We start from the raw sequence: 19,663 nt of genomic DNA on the forward strand, positions 1-19,663 counted from the left end.
ACATTGATATTTTTATTGAAAATTATTTTAAACCTTTTAAAGTTTCGTTGATTTTATCAAAATCAGTTTCAATGGCACGGTACAATACAATTTTTCCTTTTTTGTCAACAATGATGTATCTTGGAATCCAATCTAAATCAATTGCTTTTCCAAAAACACCTTTCATACCGTCATTCATCATAAAATGATCGCCTTTTAATTCGTGTTTTTCGATTCCTGCTTTCCATTTATCAGCCGTTTTATCAGCAGAAAGGAATAAGTAAGAAACATCAGGATTGTTGGCTTGTAATTCTTTTACTTTTGGCATTGCTTTTACACAATCGCCACACCATGAAGCCCAAACCTCGATTACCAAAGTTTTACCTTTGTATTTTTTTAAAATGTTTTTGAAAGAAGTCTGACCTCCGTCAACGGTTAATAATTTTTCAGACAATGCCTCTTTAGAAAATTCTGTTTTCTGAGCCTGAGTGCATGAAAAAGTAATAAATGCAATAACAACTAAAGCTATTTGTTTCATATTATAATTATAGTTTTTAAATATTATGAATTGTCTTTCCTGAACTGAATCTGCAAATTCAAATCAGAGCAATTTCATAAATTAAGGTTCCGAACAAAGTTAAACAAACAAATCGAAAGCCAAATGGAGATTAACAAAATTTGAAGAGTCGTTTATTTTATCACAAATCTGGAAATTTCGGTTAGAAAAAATGGAATGAAAACGTAATAGTTCTTTTAGAAAACTTCATTTTTTAATGATTTTTCAAAATCAACTTTTCAAAAGCTTAAAAAAGAAGCACTTTTTTAAAGAAAAAAATCATTTTGAAGGAAGAAAAACGTCTGATTTGCATTAAAAAAGCCTTCAATATATTCTAAATTCAGAATATTTATTGAAGGCTTTTTTTGCGTTTATTTTCGAAAATTTAATTCAGATCGTAATTTCCATTTGCCCATTTTTTACATGGTACAATCCAATTGTCAGCAGCTTTGTATAAAAAACCATGTTTTAAATTGGTGTTCAATTCAATTTGTTTGAAATGATTTATTTTAAGTTTCGAAGTTTCTTTTCGTTTGGTAGCATCAACACCATTAATATCTGATTTTTCATAAATTGTCAAGATATTTCCACAGTAATTAATGTCCGGAATTTGTTCTATATCAGTATCAATAAAACATCCAATAAAGACAAAATTTACATCAGGATTTGCTAAAAATGTTGAAACAAATTGTGCTATATAACCGCCTTTTGAAGTTCCGATTACCGTAATTTTATTTGGTGGAACTCCATTTTTAATCTGCTTTTTAATTTGTTTTGCTATTTTTTCAGCGTAGTCATATGCATTTGTGTTTTTCTTTCTGATTTCGCTAAACACAATAAAATTATCTTTTCTAAATGAAGCTAAAATCTCGTTGTATTCTGCTTTTCCATATTCCGGATGCGCAACATCTAAAGCATTTTCTTCAACAAATTTATTATGGAAAAAATAAATATAACGTTGGTCTTTGTTTGGTGTTTTATTTTGGCTAAAAGCTGTAAAAGTGCTAATTAAAGTGAATAAGAAAGCAAAGAATAGTTTTGATAATTGATTCATAAGATTAGTTTGTTTTTTTAAAATGGTTTCGACAAATGTAAAAAACAAAATGCTCTGTTTTAATATTTTTCTTACGATTTGTATTTTTATTCTAAAATATTTTTAATTTGAACTTCTAAATCTTCAATACCTTTGAACTTTTGAAATTCTAGTTCTTTTTGGGACTTTTTTAATTCTGTAATTAATTCTAAGATTAAATCATAACCTTCGATTTCGTAGCCAAACATATTTTGGTCGAAATTTATTCCAATAAGTAATCCATCATTATCAATACCAATGCACCAGTTTTCAATAAAATCATTTAGTTCTATTTCAACAGTCTTATAATTTTCCCAACCATTTTTCGCACAAATTCTCGCTCTAATTTCTTCTGACCAAAAGCATATTATCTCAATCGGTTCTCCATCTTCTTCTTCAAGTTCATTAGAATTGGAAGTTGCAAATCCAACTTCGTTTTTTAAACCATAAACGATATTTGTTTCGCAAACTTTTTTTATGAATTTTTCGTGATTTATTTTTATATCAAGATGGTTTTTAAACATTTCAGTGAAAGTTTGATTAGAAAAAAACGCCAATAAATCTAAGTTAGAAATATTGGCGTCCTTTATGTTTTATTATTTTTTAAAGATCATACGATACATCAGATAATTTCAAATCGTCGATATCATTATAATGTACTTTTTGAACAATAGTTCCTTTGTGTATTACAACAATACTTGGATTTGCTCTTTCGACAGTTTTTAAAGCTGTAGCATCGCAGAAATAAAAGTCAACATCTAAACCATATTGTTTTTTAGCTTTCGCAATTTCATCAGCTCCAGAAGCTGTCATTGCAATTACTTTGTATCCTTTTGCCTTAGCATCTTTGGTTAAACCTTGTAATTTTTTCATTCCGTCAGGATTAGATAAAGCCAAATCATAAGTTACATAAACTAGTAATTTAGGCTCTTTTAATAATTCTGCTTTATAATCTGAATCTTCTTTTACCATTGTAAAGTCATGAATTGGCGGAATATAACCTTCAGTAATTACTTTGTCTTTACGATCTACAAATGTTGCTCCTTCAGGAATATTTCCAAGGTCTTTTTCTGTGAATTCTTTATCAACTCCATTTACTTTGTAGATAAAAATCATTTCAACTACAGATTTTGGAGCTCCTTCCGGAATTTCCATTCCTTTCTCGATGTTTGTTCCAACTTTATAAGGACGGAAATCTTTTATAGGATTATGATTCAATACCCAAACTGCCATAAATACACATAAAATTATAGCAAGAAGCGTAACTAAATTGGTTGCCATTTTTGGAAATAAAGGTTTTACCAGTTTTTTATTGATGAATAAAATCACAATAAAGAATAGTAAAACAATATCTTTTGTAAATGATTGCCAAGGTGTTAAATGCAATGCATCTCCAAAGCAACCACAATCTTTAACTACGTCAAAATAAGCAGAGTAGAAAGTAAGGAATGTGAAGAAAACAATCAATAATAATAAAGCCCAAATAGTAAGTTTAGATTTGTAACCTACTAAAAGCATTACACCCAAAACTACTTCCAGAATTACTAAAAAGATCGCTAAACCTAAAGCTAATGGCTCTAAAAATGGCATGTTAAAAACCGGTTCGCTAAAATATTCGGCTAATTTATAAGAGAAACCAACCGGATCATTTAGTTTAATTAATCCTGAAATTATAAAAAGAACGCCGACAAATAATCGGGAGAATTGAGTAATAATGTTTTTCATATCTTTTATTTTTTTGCCACGAATTTCACGAATGAGCACGAATTAATTTGTGTTAATTCGTGGCTTATTTTTATTTAAGTGGATTTAATATTAAAGCAAATACAGAATAATTGATCATATCCTGATAATTAGCATCAATGCCTTCAGAAACTAAAGTTTTACCTTTATTGTCTTCAATTTGCTTTACGCGAAGTAATTTTTGCAGAATCAAATCAGTTAAGGAGCTTACACGCATATCACGCCAAGCTTCACCATAATCGTGATTTTTGGCTTCCATTAACTCTTTGGTTAGTTTAATTTTAGCATCATATAATTCCGTTGCTTTTTCAAGATCCAAATCCGGCTGATCAACAACGCCCAATTCTAACTGAATCAAAGCCATAATCGAATAATTGATGATTGCAATGAATTCTCCTTTTTCATCTTCATCAACTTTGCGGACTTCATTTTCCTGAAGACTTCTGATTCGTTGTGCTTTTATAAAAATTTGATCCGTCAATGATGGCAGTCTTAAAATACGCCATGCACTACCATAATCTTTCATTTTGTTGATAAATAAAGTCCGGCAAACCGTAACTACATTATCATATTCAAGGGAAGTATTCTTCATTTTATTGCTGTATATTTGCTAAAATTTCTTCAAAAATAAGGATAAAATTAACGAGTTTCAAGTTTCGGGTTTTCTTTGTTTCAAGTTTTTTCTAAACAAATTGTTAATGCCAATAACTTGACAACTGTAAAAAGTTTCAAGTTTCAGGTTTTCTTTGTTTCAAGTTCAAGTGCTTGCGCAATCTAAGTCAACCTGAAGCTTGAAACCTGAAACAAAAATAACAAAACATATGCTAATTAACTGCAAAGGCCAACTTATAGATTTGTCGATTCCTAAAGTAATGGGAATTCTAAATGTTACGCCCAATTCTTTCTTTGATGGCGGAAAATATAAAAACGAAGATGAAATTATTTCTCAAGTAGAAAAAATGCTATCTGAAGGCGCTACATTTATTGATATTGGTGCTTATTCGAGTAAACCAAGCGCTGAGTTTGTGACTGAACAAGAAGAGATTGACCGAATTGTTCCGGCAATTGAATTGATTCTAAAGCATTTTCCGGAAACTTTATTATCGATTGATACTTTTAGAGCCGAAGTTGCAAAAGCGAGTATAGAAAGCGGTGCAGCGATTATAAATGATATTGCAGCGGGAGAATTAGACGAGAAAATGTTTGAGGTAATTGCAAAATATAATGTTCCGTATATCATGATGCACATGCGCGGAAATCCGCAAACGATGCAAAGTCTCACAGAATATGATGATATTGTAAAAGAAATGCTGTTCTATTTTTCAGAGAAAGTAAAAAAGGCAAGAAGTCTCGGAATTAACGATTTGATTCTAGATCCAGGTTTTGGATTTGCAAAAACAACAGATCAAAATTATGAAGTTTTACAAAAAATGGAACTTTTTAATTTACTGGAATTACCAGTTTTGGCAGGAGTTTCAAGAAAATCTATGATTTATAAAACACTTGACATTACGCCACAAGAAGCCTTAAACGGAACAACGTTTCTTAATACAATTGCATTAACAAAAGGCGCAAAAATCCTTCGCGTTCATGATGTAAAAGAAGCAATGGAATGTGTTACTTTGTTTGAGAAATTGAGTTTTTAATATTAAGAAATCGCGTAGTTTGTTATTTCGACGAAGGAGAAATCTTCGTTGCTAGATCGCCACAGATTGTATTCTCGTTGCGGAGCTACTTGTGAAGATTTCTCCTTCGTCGAAATGACAAACCTCGTGCAAAAAATAATAAATAACATGAAATATTTTACTATAATTTTAGCTTTCTTTCTTTTCTCCTGCGAAGAAAAAAAAGATGTTCTACTTCCAAAATCTAATGTTTCTATTGTAAAAGATGTACAAGATCATTCGCCAATTTACATTTTTTTTAAAACAGAAGGAAAAGATACAATTGCCGATGTAAATAGAAAAAATAGTATTATTTCGACCAATTGGATTTTCAATATAGACAAACGTTTGCCTTTAAGATTGGTAATTCCGGAAGTAATAAAACTTCAGGAAAAAAAGCGAGCTGAAAAAGCACACAAAAACGAAAAAGCCGAAAACTACTATTCTTACGCAGATTCTATTGGAAAAAATATGGCTTTTCTACCTTTCACGAAAGTGTATTATAAAATGCAAAAACCGAGTAGGGAAAATTTTGTCTTTTATTTTAGAAAAGGAAAAGAATATGTTTTGATGGGAAATAAGGAAATAAAAAAATCAGAAATATTACAACATTTTTATAGTCTAAAATTTGAAAAAGTACCAAATGTGGTATTTTTATTTGATGAGGATATGAGTTACGAAGAATATATCCAGAATAAAATTTTACTGCAAAAATATGTGTCTTATAATCTTGATAAACTTCCAGTAGAATTTATTTTCTAAAACTTGAAACAAAGAAAACCTGAAACAAAAGAAACAATTTTTTTTACTGATGATGATAAGGTTCATTCCTTAAAATTGTAAAACCACGATACAATTGTTCGATAAAAAATAAACGAACCATTTGGTGTGAAAACGTCATTAGCGAAAGCGAAATTTTGCCTTGCGCTTTGCTATAAACCGTATCTGAAAATCCATAAGGACCGCCAATTACAAAAACAAGAGTTTTGATTCCAGAGTTCATTTTCTTTTGTAATTCTTCAGAAAAACCAACGCTGGAGAAGTTTTTGCCGTTTTCATCCAATAAAATCAACTGATCCGTTGGCGTTAATTTGGACAGAATCAATTCGCCTTCTTTTTCCTTTTGCTGACTTTCAGATAAGTTCTTTACGTTCTTAATATCCGGAATAATCTCCAAATCAAATTTGATGTAAAACGACAAACGTTTGGTATAATCGTCAATCAAAGTCTGAAGCGATTTATTATCTGTTTTGCCAATGGCTATAAGTTTGATATTCATTTGTTTGTTTTTTTTGCCACGAATTGCGCGAATTTGTACAAATTTTAAATTTTAAAATGAATACAAATTATTGTGAATATTTTTTTGTTTTTACAAGAGTTGGTCAAGCCAAGTTTCTCTTTCTTTTACTACTCCAAGATTTTTATGATACCTTAAACCTGAAATTTCAGCAGTAGCATTTTGTTCTGCTAATCCAGCATACAAATTTGCAAGCTCTTTATTCCCGTTGAATTTGTTTATGATTGATAAAATAGAATTTACTTTATACTTTTCAATTGGAAACAATAGTTTAGGTTGTCTCTCTAATAAAATCTTTTCAAGTTCTCCAAAACTTGAGGTCTTATTTGTTTTAATAATTAATTCAGAATAATCTAAATAGGCTTGAGTTTTTACATTTGGATAAACAATTTCAAAGTCGAGAGCTTTTTTATAGTAGTCAATAGCTGTTTTTTCTTCTTCAAGTTCTCTGTAAATGTTTCCAAGTGTATGAAGTGCAGAACCTTTATTAAAGTTATCATCTGGATATTCTGTCAACATTTTGTTAAGCAATGTTTCGGCAATTTTTAAAAGTTTTTTATCTTTAGTAGCTACTAATTCAATAGCTTGGATTTTTAGGTATTGTGCTCGACCATCCTTTCTCGCACGTGAAAGTTTCGCAAAGAACTCTTCTTCGTCAGTTTTTGTCCAAGTTTTTCTCCTATACCAATCTACCATTATTATATCTTTTTTTAAATAAAAAAATCTGTGTTCATCCGTTTAATCAGTATAATCCGTGGGCTATTTTTTATTCTCAAAAACTGTTTCAAAATGTTCTACAACAGGAAACGGTTCATAATAATGATGCAAGATCTTTTTCCATTCCAAATAAGCTTCAGAAGTTCTAAAACCTACGGTATGATCTTCGAGTGTATTCCAATCTACCAATAAAAGATACTTATTTTCGACTTCAAGACATTTCTCTAAACGATGCCCAAGATAACCATCTATCGAAGAAATATATTGACTTGCTTTTGCAAAATCAGCTTCAAATTGAGTTGCTAAATTTGGTTTTACATAAAGAAATGCAGCTTCTAGAATCATATAAATTATTGTTTTTTTATCTGCTCGATGTGTTAAATCTGCGTGAGATAATTTTTTTCTTGCAGATTTAGCAGATTTTATTTTAAGTATTCATAAACAAAAAAATCTGCGTTAATCCGCATTAATCTGTTTAAATCTGCGTGCAATTTCTCAACGATTAAACATTTTAATTCTTAGAAAATTTATCTTCAAAAGTTTTAAATCTTGCATCTAAATCTTTCACTAATTGTTTTTTTACTGATGCATCCTGTATAAAACTATAATTGATACTGTTGTAAACATATTGTTTTATGATTGCATACGAAACATCAGGATATCTTTTTGCCAATAAAACATATTGTTCAGTCATATTTGTTCTTAAGATTCCAGCGTCGTCAGTACTAATTACAATTGGCACATTGAATTCTTTGTAAAGTGTAAAAGGATGTCTGTTTTCTTTTACTTTCAAAATGAATTCATTACTCGTTAAATTAATCTCAATCGGAATGTTGTTTTTTGCCATATAACGCAACAAATCATATGAATTTGCTTCGTAAGCGATATCAACTCCGTGGCCAATTCTGTTTGCTCCGGCAATGTGAATGGCATCGTTTATATGCCACGTTAAATCTTCGGGCTGAACTAATCCTAAAGTTAATTCTCCCGCATGAAGCGTATATTTTACGTCTGGATATTTAGAATGACAGTATTTAAACATTACCATGTGTAACCAATAATCTTTCATAGAGTTTTCGCCATGTTCTGGAGAAACAATGTTTACACCGGCAACCAATTTACTGTCGTTTGCAGAGATAAAAGCGATTGTCAGATTTTTGAATAAATCAACCGGATCCATAAAACGAAGTACAAAATTTTGATAACGCATTGTAAAACGGTCATCGTCAATTTTTAAGTCTTTATGCAGTTTTGCTATGAAATTAGTATTGAAATCTGCAGCATATTTTTTAGCATCTTTTTGTTGAAGTGATTTATACAATTCGTCTAAAAGTTTTAGAACTGCTTTTTCATCTTTTTGACTTGCCGCCTTGCGTAATTTTGTGTTGAAATCTGTTAAGTCAGAAACATTCATATCACACGGAATCGTTGATAATTGGGTTTCGATATAACTTACATTTTCAGCAAGAGCACGTTTTTTTAATTCTAACATTCCTTCAGCAAAATGACCTTGGATTGTAGTTTCGAATTTCATAAAAGAATCAAAAAACAAATCATCAGAAGGTACAGAACCATTATAATCTTTAGCCGACCAGGTTTGCATTACTTGTTGCTCGTATTGTTCAAGTTTTCCGTTGTTTTTAAGAGAAGAAAATGTTTCCCAATTGCCTTTTGCAGGTTTTGTTTTAGAAACTGCCATTGTTTCTAAATTTAAATAAAAATCTTCTGCAATTGCTCTTTCTAGAAGAGGTTCTGCATAAATTGATCCTGAAAAATGATGGTGTAAATCGCCGCCTTTTGGCATTTGTTGAAAGAAAGCTGTTAAGAGAGCTTCGTTATTTTTGATCTTTTGTAAATAATTTTCAGCCGTTTGAGAAAAGCCGATTTGTGCTATGAAAATACAGAAAAGTGTAATTATCCTCGTCATACTCTAAGTTTAAATTACATGCAAATATACAAGTTTCTGCGGAGATTTTAAAATTCAATTTTTTGATGTTGAGATTTAACCGCAAAGAACGCAAGTTTTTTTATCTGCCAGGCTTAATACAAACGCAAAGTTCGCAAAGCTTTGTATAAAAAACTTTGCGAACTTCGCGTAATTCTTTGCGCGCTTTGCGGTTAAAAAAAACTTAGTCCCGAAGCTTCGGGATAGCAACTCAGAACCTTAGTAGCTTAAGAAAAAAGCACATCTCGAATTTCCTCTGTTTTATCAAAAACGCTTTTTGTAAAAGGGCAAAGCGGAATAATTTTTACATTGTTGGCTCTGGCGTAATCTACGGCTGCCATAACCAGTTTTTTGCCAACACCTTTTCCGTTAAAATCAGGACTTACTTCGGTGTGGTCGATGATAAATTTTGAATCTCCAGCCCAAGTATATGTCATTTTTCCTGCTTCTTTTCCGTCTTCGATGGCTTCAAAATAGCCTCTTCTTGTATCGTTTGTTTGTTGAATTTCCATGAATAATTATATTAATGTAGTTTTAATTTCGATTGAATGTGTAAGTGTTTTATGAATTGGACAACTGTTTGCAATGGTTTCTAATCGTTGTCTTTGTGTTTCGTCGACTTCACCAATTACTTCGATTTTTCGGGTAAATACGGATACACTTCGCTCAGAATCTCTTTCAAAGTCAATTTTTACATTTATTTCTGATACGTCCCATTGTTTGCGATTGATGTACATTCTCAACGTAATTACGGTGCAAGAAGCCAATGATGCTGCTAGAAGTTCGGTTGGGTTTAAACCTAGATTTTTGCCTCCTAATTCCTGAGGTTCATCGGAGATTAAAACATTTTCACTTGCTGATGTTATTTCCGTTCGATACAAACGAGTATCTATTTTTGCTGATATCGTATCCATATTTATTTAATTCTGGGTTGAGGTAAAGGCACAAATTCAGTTTCGCCCGGAACTTTTGGGAAAGTTTGTTCGGTCCAGTCTTTTTTAGCTTTTTCGAGTAGTTCTTTGTCTGAGGAAACGAAATTCCAAAAGATAAAATGTTCTTCCGGAAACGGAGTTCCTCCAAAGATATAAACGGTAGAATTTTCGGCTAATTCAAATTCACACAAAGTACTGTCATTTGTAATAAGAATCTGTTTTGGATCGTAAACGTGTTCGCCGCTTTTAATGCTTCCTTCAAGAATATACAAACCGCTTTCGCTAAATAAGTCTTTACCAATATTGATCTTTTTAGCTTCGGTACTTTTTATTTCTATAAAATATAACGGACTATAAACTGGAACCGGTGATTTTTTTCCGAATGCTTCTCCAGCAATTAATTTATATGAAACTCCATCTTCTTCCCAAGACGGAATATCATCTGCTTCGACATGAGCAAAATTCGGATCCATTTGTTCGAGTTCTTTCGGTAACGCAACCCAAATTTGCAATCCGTGAAGCATTTTATCCGAATGTCTTAAATATTCAGGCGTTCTTTCAGAATGTACGATTCCTTTTCCGGCAGTCATCCAGTTTACGGCGCCAGGTTTTATTTCTAATTCGGTTCCTAAACTATCGCGGTGCATGATGCTTCCTTCAAACAAAAAAGTCAGCGTCGAAAGTCCGATATGTGGATGTGGCGGAACATCCATATTCTCGTGATCACTTAAATGTGCCGGTCCCATATGATCGATGAAAACAAAAGGTCCAACAGCTCTTTTTTCACGGAATGGCAATAAACGACCTACCATAAAATTGCCAATGTTGGCAGCACGTTCTTCGATAATTAAACTAATATTTGACATGGTTATTTTGATTTGATTTGAAAACAAAATTACAGTTGTGATAGAAAACTGTAACTTAATTTAGATTAAGAAAACTTATTTTTAGTATTATTTATAAAAGTAAGGAAAATGTGGAATAATTCAAATTCATTTATTTGATGCAGTTCTGTTTGTCATTTCGAGGAACGAGAAATCTTAGCAAGTAACTCCGTAACGAAAATCTAATCTTTGTCGAGCTTCTCGTGGAGATTTCTCCTTCGTCGAAATGACAAAAATGCGAGCAAAATCCGTGTAAATCTGCGTTTTCGCGATAGCGAATCAGCGTTATCCGCGTGCAATAAAAGCACAATGACAAAACTGTGAGAATTGGTATTTAATCAATAAGTTCAAATTCCAAAACTTCACTTTCAGTTCCGTTAATAATAATCGACAATTTATGTATTCCGGTATGGAAAACACGCGTTGTAATTAGTTTGAAAGATTGATTTCGATCAACTTTAATTAATTGATTTGGCTGATAAATTTTCTCGCTGATTTTGAAGACTTTTTTAGCCAAATGTCCTTTTGATTTTTTGTAATGAACGGCGTATTCTAAACGAACGGTTTTGGCTTCTTCATTTTTATTATTTAAGTGAAATTGAAATTGCAGATAATCTCCAATTTTCACGATTGGTGTTTTAATTTCGAAAGAAGAAAGTTCAATATTAGTACTTTCTAAACCATAATGACTTAGAACTTCCGGATGTCCTTGTTTTAATAAAGTTCGGCAACCATGTTTAATAATTCCGTCGGTTTCTTTACTGAAACCTTTCCATTTGCTGGCTATTTCAAGTACAATTTGCGGATTATCTTTTGCGATATCATTTAAGTTATTGGCAACGCTTCGGCGAACATATTCGGAAGGATCATTTTTCAGGTTTTCTAAAATGGGAAGTATAGAAGTTGGATCTTTCTTTAAATACGGAATTGCCATTGCCCACGGTAATCTCGGGCGGCTTCCTTCGCTTGATAATCTACGAACGTGATGATTTTCATGTAGCGACCATTTGATCATTTCGTCAATCATTTCTTGTTTGTATTTTAAAACAAAAGGACGAACGGCAAATTCGCAGCTTATAAATTGAGTTATGGAAACAAAGGCTTTCGCCGAAGTTTTGAAATCGTCTAAACCGTACATTTCGATATAATCGGCAAAAAATATGAAAGCGAGATTTCCGTCTGTAAAATTATTTTTCTTGAGATTATTAATGATTTTATCAATCAAAGCGACGGCTTCGGGAAAATTTTGAGGCATAAACTGATGCAAAACAACAGTGGTATGTTTCATGCGATCTTTCCATTCTTTTTGAGCAAAATCGCCTTCATAAATGGTTTCGATAAATTTTTGTTTGTCGAATTTTGGATGCACTTCGGCAACAGCCTGACCAAATTTTTCGTAAAATGTAACCGAGTAAATATCTTTAATTAATCCCATGATTTTGTTTGAATGAACTTCAAAGATATTTAATGTTTCTGAATAAAATGGAGAGATTTAAAATGAAATTTTAACGCATAGATACATAGAATATAAAGGATAAATTGTAGATGGTTTTAAAAAATCAAGATTTTATCGCATAGATATTCCCGAAGCATCGGGATGAATTTGAATTGATTGAAACGCCTTATATATACAATCAAAAACTATGTTTCTGTGTGTTAGGGAATTTTAATACTTTTCTTCCAAATATTTTCAGATATTTTGATGTTTATAAATTTTTGGCAGTCGTTTAACTTTCAAATGCCCAAAATATGTCCTACTTTAGCATCTTATAAAATTTAAGAAAAATGATTAGCGAAGTACAATTTCAAACAGAATTAGAACTATTGATTAGTAATGCAATTCGCGAAGATGTAGGCACGGGAGATTATAGTTCATTGGCGTGTATTCCGGAAACGGCACACGGACAAGCTAAATTATTGGTGAAAGATCAGGGAGTTATTGCTGGTGTTGCACTGGCAAAAAAGATTTTTGAATTTGTAGATCCAAAGTTAAAAATCAAGACTTTTATTGAAGATGGAACGCATGTAGAATATGGTGATGTGGTTTTTGAAGTTTCGGGAAGTTCTCAGTCTATTTTAAAGTCTGAAAGAGTGGTTTTGAATACGATGCAACGTATGTCTGCAATTGCAACAAAAACAGCTCAATATGTACAGCTTTTAGACGGAACAGGAGCTAAAATATTAGATACTCGCAAAACAACTCCAAATTTCAGAGCTGCTGAAAAATGGGCTGTAAAAATAGGAGGTGGAGAAAATCACCGTTTTGCACTTTATGATATGGTGATGCTTAAGGATAATCATATTGATTTTGCAGGCGGAATTACGCTTGCAATTAAGAAAACTAAAGAGTATTTGACAGCAAATAATCTGGATTTGAAGATTATTGTTGAGGCAAGAAATCTGGATGAAATTCGCGAGATTCTTTTAAGTGACGGCGTTCACAGAATTTTGATCGACAACTTTAATTATGAAGATACTAAAACTGCTGTTGCGTTGATTGGTAAAAAATGCCAAACTGAATCTTCTGGAAATATCAACGAAAAAACGATTCGTGAATATGCTTTATGTGGCGTAAATTATATTTCATCCGGAGCATTGACGCATTCAGTTTACAACATGGATTTGAGTCTAAAAGCTTTTTAAATTAATTGTGAATTGAAAGTTATGAGTTTGTAAATCTAAAATCTGAACTCAAAAATCTAAAATTATAAATATGTCTCAAGAGATAGAAGACCGGATTGAAAGAATTCCTATAGTACGTCATTTAGTCCGGTTTTTAAAAAGAATAAAACTGCCTTGGCTGGAAGGTTTTTCGTTGTACGATTTACTCGAAATGTATACTATTGGTATCATTGACGGTGCATTTTCGTATCATGCGAGTGCGGTTTCTTTTAGCTTTTTTATGGCTTTGTTTCCTTTTGCGCTGTTTATTCTGAACTTAATTCCGTTTATTCCGATTGAAGGATTCCAACAGGATTTTTTGCAATTTGTGCAGCAGGGAGTTCCGCCAAATACTTACGACGCAATCAGTAAAATTATTAGTGATATTTTAAATAATAGTCATTCGGGATTGTTGTCTTCTGGATTTTTGCTTTCTATTTTTTTGATGGCAAATGGTATTAACGGAATTCTAAGTGGTTTTGAATCTTCGAAACACGTTTTTGACAAACGAGGTTGGTTTAGTCAATATTTAGTAGCGCTTGCAATATCGCTTGTTATGACAATTATATTGTTTATAACGGTGGCAACAATTGTCGTTTTTGAGGTATTTATTCAAAAAACCATCATTCAGGATGTGTTGAGTGATCGAATTCCGCTGATTATTTTGGGACGATATTTGTTTGTTGTTTTGATGATTTTGATAACATCTTCAATATTATTACGTTATGGTACTAAGCAGTATAATAAAGTGCCTTTTATAAGCATTGGATCTGTTTTTACAACCATCTTAATTGTTATATCTTCGTTCTTTTTTGGGATTTGGGTTATAAAATTCTCAAAATACAACGAACTTTATGGCTCAATTGGTACATTATTGATTCTAATGTTTTATATTTGGATAAACTGTATGATTCTGCTTTTGGGATTTGAATTGAATGCCTCTATCAGAAAATTAAAACAAAAAAAAAATAAATAATATGAAAAATTGGATGTTAACAATTGGTGTTTTCTTTTTAACCTTAGGTACAATTCAAGCCCAAAGCGTTATTGGAAAATGGAAAACAATTGATGATGAAACAGGTGAAGCAAAATCAGTTGTAGAGATTTATGAGAAATCTGGAAAACTTTATGGTAAAATCGTAGAAATACTTCGTGCCGATCATAAAAAAGATGCTTGCGTTAAATGTGATGGTGCTGATAAAAACAAGCCAATTTTAGGGTTAGTAATTATTAACGGACTTAAAAAAGACGGTGACGAATATAGCGGAGGAACGATTTTAGATCCTACAAACGGTAAAAAATACAAATGTTATATTGCTTTAGAATCTGCAGATAAACTTAAACTGCGCGGTTATGTTGGGATTTCTATTATGGGAAGAACACAATACTGGACAAGAGTGAAAAATTAATTTTTTTGAAAATAAAAATGCGAAAATTAGCATCGATAATTTTATTTCTGACAATACTAACCAATAGTTTTGCTCAGTCTAAGAATTCGCCATTACAAATAAGTCATCTTACAGGTGACTTTTATGTTTATAAGACGTTTCATGATTATAAAGGAACATTAATCTCTGCAAATGCCTTGTATCTGGTTACTAATAAGGGAGTTGTTTTGTTTGATGCGCCTTGGGATAAAACACAATTTCAGCCTTTATTAGATAGTATAAAAGTAAAACATCATAAGGAAGTTGTGATGTGTTTTGCGACGCATTCTCATGAAGACAGAGCAGGAGGTTTGGGATTTTATGGTAAAAAAGGAATCAAAACTTATACTATAAAATTAACGGATCAGATTCTTGAAAAAAATAACGAACCAAGAGCTGAATTTGTGATTTCAAATGATACAACATTTACAGTTGGACAACATACTTTTGAAGTTTATTATCCTGGAAAAGGTCATGCGTCTGATAATATTGTAGTTTGGTTTAATAAAGAAAAAGTACTTTATGGCGGTTGTTTTGTCAAAAGTATCGAAGCAACAGACTTAGGATATTTAGGCGATTCTGATGTAAAAGAATGGGAGAAATCAATAGCAAAAGTGCAGTCGAAATTTAAAAATCCTAAATATATTATTACGGGACACGATGATTATAAAGACCTAAATTCTTTAAAACATACACTGAAATTGGTTAAGGAATATAATACTGCAAAAACTTCAGATAAAAAATAATCTTTCAAATCTTATACTATCATTTCCATGTTTTTTGTCGAAGTCGTTTTACCACTTTCCCTAGCCAAAACTTTTACTTATCGTATTTCAGAGGCCGAATTTCATTTCATTAAAAAAGGAATGCGCGTTGCGGTGCCTTTTGGAAAAAGTAAAATATATACAGCATTGGTGATTGATATGCATCAAAATGAACCGAGTTTATATGATGCTAAAGAAATTCATCAAATACTGGACGAAAAACCTATTGCAACCGAAACTCAGATTAAACACTGGCTTTGGGTTGCAAATTATTATATGTGCGGAATTGGCGATGTATATCGAGGCGCTTTTCCTAGTGGATTATTGCTTGAAAGTGAAACCGTTATTTCGCATAAAGTTGATGTTGTTGTAAATGAAAATGAACTTTCTGATGAAGAATTTTTGGTTTACGAAGCTCTACAACATCAAAGCTCTCTTAAAGTTCAGGAGATTATTTCGATATTAAATAAGAAAAATATTCTTCCGACGCTACAAAAAATGATTGCTAAAGATATCATTGTTTTAGAAGAAGAAATTAAGGAAGGTTATAAGCCTAAGTTGGTTCGGTATGTAAAATTGCATGCAAAATATGAATCCGATAATGGCCTAGGAGAATTGCTGGAAGTACTGAAAAGCGCTAATAAACAAAAAGAAATTGTTTTGGCATATTTTCAAATCATGGCTTCTGAAAAGAAACCAATTACGGTAAAAAAACTTGTTGAGGTTTCAAATTCAACTTCGGCGACTGTAAAAGCTTTGATTGATAAAGAAATTTTTGAAGAATATCTTTTACAGCAGGATCGCGTTTCTTTTACTGGTGAAGCTTCAGAAAAACAATTACTTTTAAGTGAAGCTCAGGAAAATGCTTTTACAGCAATTAAAAATAGTCTTTTAGAAAAAGAAGTTTGTTTGCTTCATGGCGTAACGTCAAGCGGAAAAACAGAAATTTATATCAAACTAATTGTGGAATATTTAGCAACAGGAAAACAAGTTTTGTATTTGTTGCCTGAAATTGCTTTAACAACACAATTGGTTTCGCGTTTGCGACTTCATTTTGGAGATAAAGTTGCAGTTTTTCATTCTAAATACAGCAATAATGAAAGAGTAGAGGTTTGGAAACAAACACTTGAAAATTCAGAAAAAGCGCAGATTGTAATAGGAGCGAGGTCGGCTTTGTTTTTGCCATTTAGTAATTTAGGATTGTTGATTGTTGACGAAGAACACGAACAGACTTTTAAACAATCAGATCCTGCGCCGCGTTATCATGCGCGAGATTCTGCTATTGTTTTGGCTAATTTTCATAATGCAAAAGTTCTTTTGGGATCTGCAACGCCAAGTATTGAAACCTATTTTAATACACAAACAGATAAGTATGGTTTGGTGTCGCTTACGGAACGTTATAATAATGTTCGAATGCCGGATATTGTTTTGGTTGATTTGAAAGACAAACATTTCAGAAAACGAATGACCGGACATTTTAGTGATGTTTTAATCGAAGAAATTACAGAAGCTTTGTCTTTAGGCGAACAAGTGATTTTGTTTCAAAACAGACGTGGATTTTCGCCAATAATAGAATGTATGACTTGTGGTCACGTTCCGCATTGTCAGCAATGCGATGTGAGTTTGACTTTTCATAAACATAAAAATCAATTGCGTTGTCATTATTGTGGTTATTCGATTGCAAAACCTACGCATTGTCATAGTTGTTCAAGTATTGATTTAACGACAAAAGGTTTTGGTACAGAACAAATTGAACAAGAATTAATGTCTCTTTTTCCGAAGGCTAAAACCGGAAGAATGGATCAGGATACGACTCGTGGGAAATATGGTTTTGAAAAGATTATTGATTCTTTTAAAAACCGTGAGATTGATATTTTGGTTGGAACTCAAATGCTTGCCAAAGGTTTGGATTTTGATAATGTAAGTTTGGTTGGAATCATGAATGCGGATAATATGTTGCATCATCCGGATTTTAGGGCTTTTGAGCGCAGTTTTCAAATGATGACACAAGTTGCAGGAAGAGCTGGAAGGTCAGAAAAACAAGGGAAAGTTGTAATTCAGACTTATAATCCAAATCACAATACAATTCAGCAAGTTACAATGCATAATTATATAGGTATGTATAAGGAGCAGTTGTACGACCGTCAAATCTATAGATATCCGCCTTATTTCAGAATCATAAAACTGACTTTGAAACATAGAGAATTTGAAAAATTAAAAGAAGGTTCAATGTGGTTATACCAAGTTTTGAGTCAGAACTTGGGGATTCCGGTTTTAGGACCTGAAGAACCTGCAATTAGCAGAATCAGAAATGAATACATCAGAACCATTCTGATTAAGATTCCGCAGAATATGCCATTAGCGGGCACAAAAAAAACTATCCAGAAAATGTTGAATAGTTTTGAGGCTGTTGCTCAATACAGAGCTATAAAGGTAATTGCCAATGTCGATTTTTATTAAATTATGACGATGTTGACAATGCTTTTACTAAATCTTCTTTTTTGTTTCGGCTAAGCGGAATTTTGGTAATACCAATTTCAGCAAATTTACTGTTAAAGCGTTCTACTTTGTCAATATTGATAATGTAGGACTTGTGTACGCGTATAAATTTGTCTTTTGAAAGATCATTTTCAAAAGATTTCATTGTTGAAAGTACCAGATTGCTGTCGTCTTCCGTAACCACTCTTACATAATCTCCAAAAGCTTCAATCCATTTGATTTTTGCAGTGAAAATTTTAAGTTTTTTAAGGTTACTTTTGATAAATATATGCTCGCCTTCTTCTTCTTTTACCTCTTTTTTAAGTAAATGCATGTCTATTGCTCTTTTTACAGAAGCGTTAAATCGATCTACCGCAATAGGTTTTTGCAGATAATCGGTCGCATCATAGTCAAAAGCTTTCAAAGCATACTCAGCTTTAGAAGTGATAAATATAATTTGCGGTTTTGATTTTAATCCATCAAGGAAGTCAAAACCATTGATAACAGGCATTTCAATATCTAGAAATATTAAATCGATATTATTTAGAGAGATACAACTTTTTGCTTCTATTGCATTAGAAAAGTCCCCGATTAAGTGCAAACCTGGGTGATTATTAACTAATTTTGCAATAATTGTCCTCTGTATAGAACTATCATCTACAACAACACAGTTTAGTTTCATAACATTTAAATTTAGAATAAATTCAGGATAGCAGTAGTAAATGTATTATTTTTTTGTAAAAAAAACTAGAGTGAGCGTGTATTTTTTGCATTACGACGAATAAAAGTAAAAAAGTGTTGTATATTTAAATTTAATGGTTACTTTTGCACCCAATTTTAACAAATAAATATTGTATTTATGAATCATTATGAAACTGTTTTCATTTTAAATCCCGTTTTATCTGAGGTTCAGGTGAAGGAAACAGTAACGAAATTTGAAGAATTTCTTACTAGTAGAGGAGCTGAAATGGTATGGAAAGAGGATTGGGGTCTGAAAAAAATGGCTTACGAAATCCAAAACAAAAAAAGTGGTTTTTACCATTTATTCGAATTCAAAGTAGCAGGAGAAGTTCTTATTGCTTTTGAAACTGAATTTAGACGTGACGAAAGAGTTATGCGTTTCTTAACTGTAAGTTTAGACAAACATGCTATTTCATGGGCGGAGAGAAGAAGAGCTAAATTAAAATCTACTAAAGCGTAATTATTATGTCTACAATTGAGCAATCTGCAAAAGGAAAAAAAGACGGAGATATCAGATATTTAACGCCTTTAAACATTGAAACTAACAAAACTAAAAAGTACTGTCGTTTCAAAAAATCAGGAATCAAATATATCGATTATAAAGATGCTGATTTCTTATTGAAATTCGTTAATGAGCAAGGAAAAATTCTTCCTCGTCGTTTAACTGGAACTTCATTAAAATACCAAAGAAAAGTTTCTGTAGCTGTAAAAAGAGCTCGTCACTTAGCTTTAATGCCATACGTGGCCGATTTATTAAAATAATTAAAAACTCTAGTCGCTGGTTTCTGTTAAATCAGAACCTA

General features: G+C 32.0%; 23 protein-coding genes. 9 read left to right on the top strand and 14 right to left on the bottom strand.

Annotation, left to right across the window (positions count from 1 at the left end):
• Nucleotides 1-22 precede the first annotated feature (22 nt).
• The 5 genes from CLU81_RS22100 to CLU81_RS22120 all read right to left on the bottom strand — a co-directional run bounded on the left by CLU81_RS22100 (nucleotide 23) and on the right by CLU81_RS22120 (nucleotide 3,942).
• Nucleotides 23-517 carry a TlpA disulfide reductase family protein gene (locus CLU81_RS22100; RefSeq protein ID WP_099711791.1) on the bottom strand — a complete coding sequence of 165 codons (495 nt, stop codon included), beginning with the start codon at nucleotides 515-517 and terminating at the stop codon, nucleotides 23-25.
• Between the two features lie 403 nt (nucleotides 518-920).
• Complete coding sequence (locus CLU81_RS22105; RefSeq protein ID WP_099711792.1) at nucleotides 921-1,589, bottom strand: DUF2974 domain-containing protein; 669 nt, start codon at nucleotides 1,587-1,589, stop codon at nucleotides 921-923.
• Nucleotides 1,590-1,675: 86 nt separating this feature from the next.
• Entirely contained in the window at nucleotides 1,676-2,131 is a 456-nt protein-coding gene (locus CLU81_RS22110; protein WP_099711793.1) for a DUF2750 domain-containing protein, read from the bottom strand.
• 79 nt (nucleotides 2,132-2,210) lie between these two features.
• Nucleotides 2,211-3,332: a BT_3928 family protein gene (locus CLU81_RS22115; RefSeq protein ID WP_099711794.1), complete on the bottom strand. Its 1,122-nt coding sequence runs from the start codon at nucleotides 3,330-3,332 to the stop codon at nucleotides 2,211-2,213.
• 70 nt (nucleotides 3,333-3,402) lie between these two features.
• Entirely contained in the window at nucleotides 3,403-3,942 is a 540-nt protein-coding gene (locus CLU81_RS22120; RefSeq protein WP_099711795.1) for a DUF1599 domain-containing protein, read from the bottom strand.
• 229 nt (nucleotides 3,943-4,171) lie between these two features.
• Here CLU81_RS22120 and folP point away from each other — a divergent pair, with 229 nt between their 5' ends.
• Nucleotides 4,172-4,996: a dihydropteroate synthase gene (folP, locus tag CLU81_RS22125; protein ID WP_099712838.1), complete on the top strand. Its 825-nt coding sequence runs from the start codon at nucleotides 4,172-4,174 to the stop codon at nucleotides 4,994-4,996.
• A gap of 147 nt (nucleotides 4,997-5,143) precedes the next feature.
• A complete protein-coding gene (locus tag CLU81_RS22130; RefSeq protein WP_099712839.1) occupies nucleotides 5,144-5,776 on the top strand; it encodes a hypothetical protein in 633 nt (210 codons plus the stop codon).
• A gap of 43 nt (nucleotides 5,777-5,819) precedes the next feature.
• On the opposite strand, the gene rlmH is transcribed toward CLU81_RS22130, so the two are convergent.
• The 8 genes from rlmH to CLU81_RS22170 all read right to left on the bottom strand — a co-directional run bounded on the left by rlmH (nucleotide 5,820) and on the right by CLU81_RS22170 (nucleotide 12,224).
• On the bottom strand, nucleotides 5,820-6,293 hold the full coding sequence (gene rlmH, locus CLU81_RS22135) for a 23S rRNA (pseudouridine(1915)-N(3))-methyltransferase RlmH (protein WP_029269532.1): 474 nt from the start codon (nucleotides 6,291-6,293) through the stop codon (nucleotides 5,820-5,822).
• Between the two features lie 90 nt (nucleotides 6,294-6,383).
• Nucleotides 6,384-7,007 carry a hypothetical protein gene (locus CLU81_RS22140; RefSeq protein ID WP_099711796.1) on the bottom strand — a complete coding sequence of 208 codons (624 nt, stop codon included), beginning with the start codon at nucleotides 7,005-7,007 and terminating at the stop codon, nucleotides 6,384-6,386.
• A 63-nt stretch (nucleotides 7,008-7,070) separates the two neighbouring features.
• Nucleotides 7,071-7,373, bottom strand: a complete 303-nt coding sequence (locus tag CLU81_RS22145; RefSeq protein WP_099711797.1) for an antibiotic biosynthesis monooxygenase — start codon at nucleotides 7,371-7,373, stop codon at nucleotides 7,071-7,073.
• Between the two features lie 166 nt (nucleotides 7,374-7,539).
• The gene (locus CLU81_RS22150; RefSeq protein ID WP_099711798.1) at nucleotides 7,540-8,955 is read right to left on the bottom strand and encodes an adenosine deaminase; all 1,416 of its coding nucleotides are present in this window, start codon (nucleotides 8,953-8,955) and stop codon (nucleotides 7,540-7,542) included.
• A 245-nt stretch (nucleotides 8,956-9,200) separates the two neighbouring features.
• Nucleotides 9,201-9,485 carry a GNAT family N-acetyltransferase gene (locus tag CLU81_RS22155; RefSeq protein WP_099711799.1) on the bottom strand — a complete coding sequence of 95 codons (285 nt, stop codon included), beginning with the start codon at nucleotides 9,483-9,485 and terminating at the stop codon, nucleotides 9,201-9,203.
• A 6-nt stretch (nucleotides 9,486-9,491) separates the two neighbouring features.
• Entirely contained in the window at nucleotides 9,492-9,887 is a 396-nt protein-coding gene (locus CLU81_RS22160) for an OsmC family protein (protein ID WP_099711800.1), read from the bottom strand.
• Between the two features lie 2 nt (nucleotides 9,888-9,889).
• On the bottom strand, nucleotides 9,890-10,771 hold the full coding sequence (locus tag CLU81_RS22165) for a pirin family protein (RefSeq protein WP_099711801.1): 882 nt from the start codon (nucleotides 10,769-10,771) through the stop codon (nucleotides 9,890-9,892).
• A gap of 352 nt (nucleotides 10,772-11,123) precedes the next feature.
• Nucleotides 11,124-12,224, bottom strand: a complete 1,101-nt coding sequence (locus CLU81_RS22170; RefSeq protein WP_099711802.1) for a DNA alkylation repair protein — start codon at nucleotides 12,222-12,224, stop codon at nucleotides 11,124-11,126.
• Nucleotides 12,225-12,574: 350 nt separating this feature from the next.
• Here CLU81_RS22170 and nadC point away from each other — a divergent pair, with 350 nt between their 5' ends.
• The 5 genes from nadC to priA all read left to right on the top strand — a co-directional run bounded on the left by nadC (nucleotide 12,575) and on the right by priA (nucleotide 18,101).
• A complete protein-coding gene (gene nadC, locus CLU81_RS22175) occupies nucleotides 12,575-13,432 on the top strand; it encodes a carboxylating nicotinate-nucleotide diphosphorylase (RefSeq protein WP_099711803.1) in 858 nt (285 codons plus the stop codon).
• Between the two features lie 70 nt (nucleotides 13,433-13,502).
• A complete protein-coding gene (locus tag CLU81_RS22180; RefSeq protein ID WP_099711804.1) occupies nucleotides 13,503-14,426 on the top strand; it encodes a YihY/virulence factor BrkB family protein in 924 nt (307 codons plus the stop codon).
• A 1-nt stretch (nucleotide 14,427) separates the two neighbouring features.
• Nucleotides 14,428-14,859 (top strand): DUF2147 domain-containing protein, encoded by a 432-nt coding sequence (locus CLU81_RS22185; RefSeq protein ID WP_099711805.1) that lies wholly within the window; start codon nucleotides 14,428-14,430, stop codon nucleotides 14,857-14,859.
• 17 nt (nucleotides 14,860-14,876) lie between these two features.
• Nucleotides 14,877-15,623: a subclass B1 metallo-beta-lactamase gene (gene bla-B1-FLAV / locus CLU81_RS22190; RefSeq protein WP_099711806.1), complete on the top strand. Its 747-nt coding sequence runs from the start codon at nucleotides 14,877-14,879 to the stop codon at nucleotides 15,621-15,623.
• Nucleotides 15,624-15,650: 27 nt separating this feature from the next.
• On the top strand, nucleotides 15,651-18,101 hold the full coding sequence (gene priA / locus CLU81_RS22195) for a primosomal protein N' (protein WP_099711807.1): 2,451 nt from the start codon (nucleotides 15,651-15,653) through the stop codon (nucleotides 18,099-18,101).
• Between the two features lies 1 nt (nucleotide 18,102).
• Here priA and CLU81_RS22200 read toward each other — a convergent pair whose 3' ends face one another.
• Nucleotides 18,103-18,801, bottom strand: coding sequence for a LytTR family DNA-binding domain-containing protein (locus CLU81_RS22200; protein ID WP_026729423.1), 699 nt, complete (start codon nucleotides 18,799-18,801; stop codon nucleotides 18,103-18,105).
• Between the two features lie 177 nt (nucleotides 18,802-18,978).
• Here CLU81_RS22200 and rpsF point away from each other — a divergent pair, with 177 nt between their 5' ends.
• Nucleotides 18,979-19,320: a 30S ribosomal protein S6 gene (rpsF, locus tag CLU81_RS22205; RefSeq protein WP_099711808.1), complete on the top strand. Its 342-nt coding sequence runs from the start codon at nucleotides 18,979-18,981 to the stop codon at nucleotides 19,318-19,320.
• 5 nt (nucleotides 19,321-19,325) lie between these two features.
• On the top strand, nucleotides 19,326-19,622 hold the full coding sequence (gene rpsR, locus CLU81_RS22210) for a 30S ribosomal protein S18 (RefSeq protein ID WP_002987043.1): 297 nt from the start codon (nucleotides 19,326-19,328) through the stop codon (nucleotides 19,620-19,622).
• Nucleotides 19,623-19,663 lie beyond the last annotated feature (41 nt).

Source organism: Flavobacterium sp. 9, from assembly GCF_002754195.1.
GTDB lineage: Bacteria > Bacteroidota > Bacteroidia > Flavobacteriales > Flavobacteriaceae > Flavobacterium.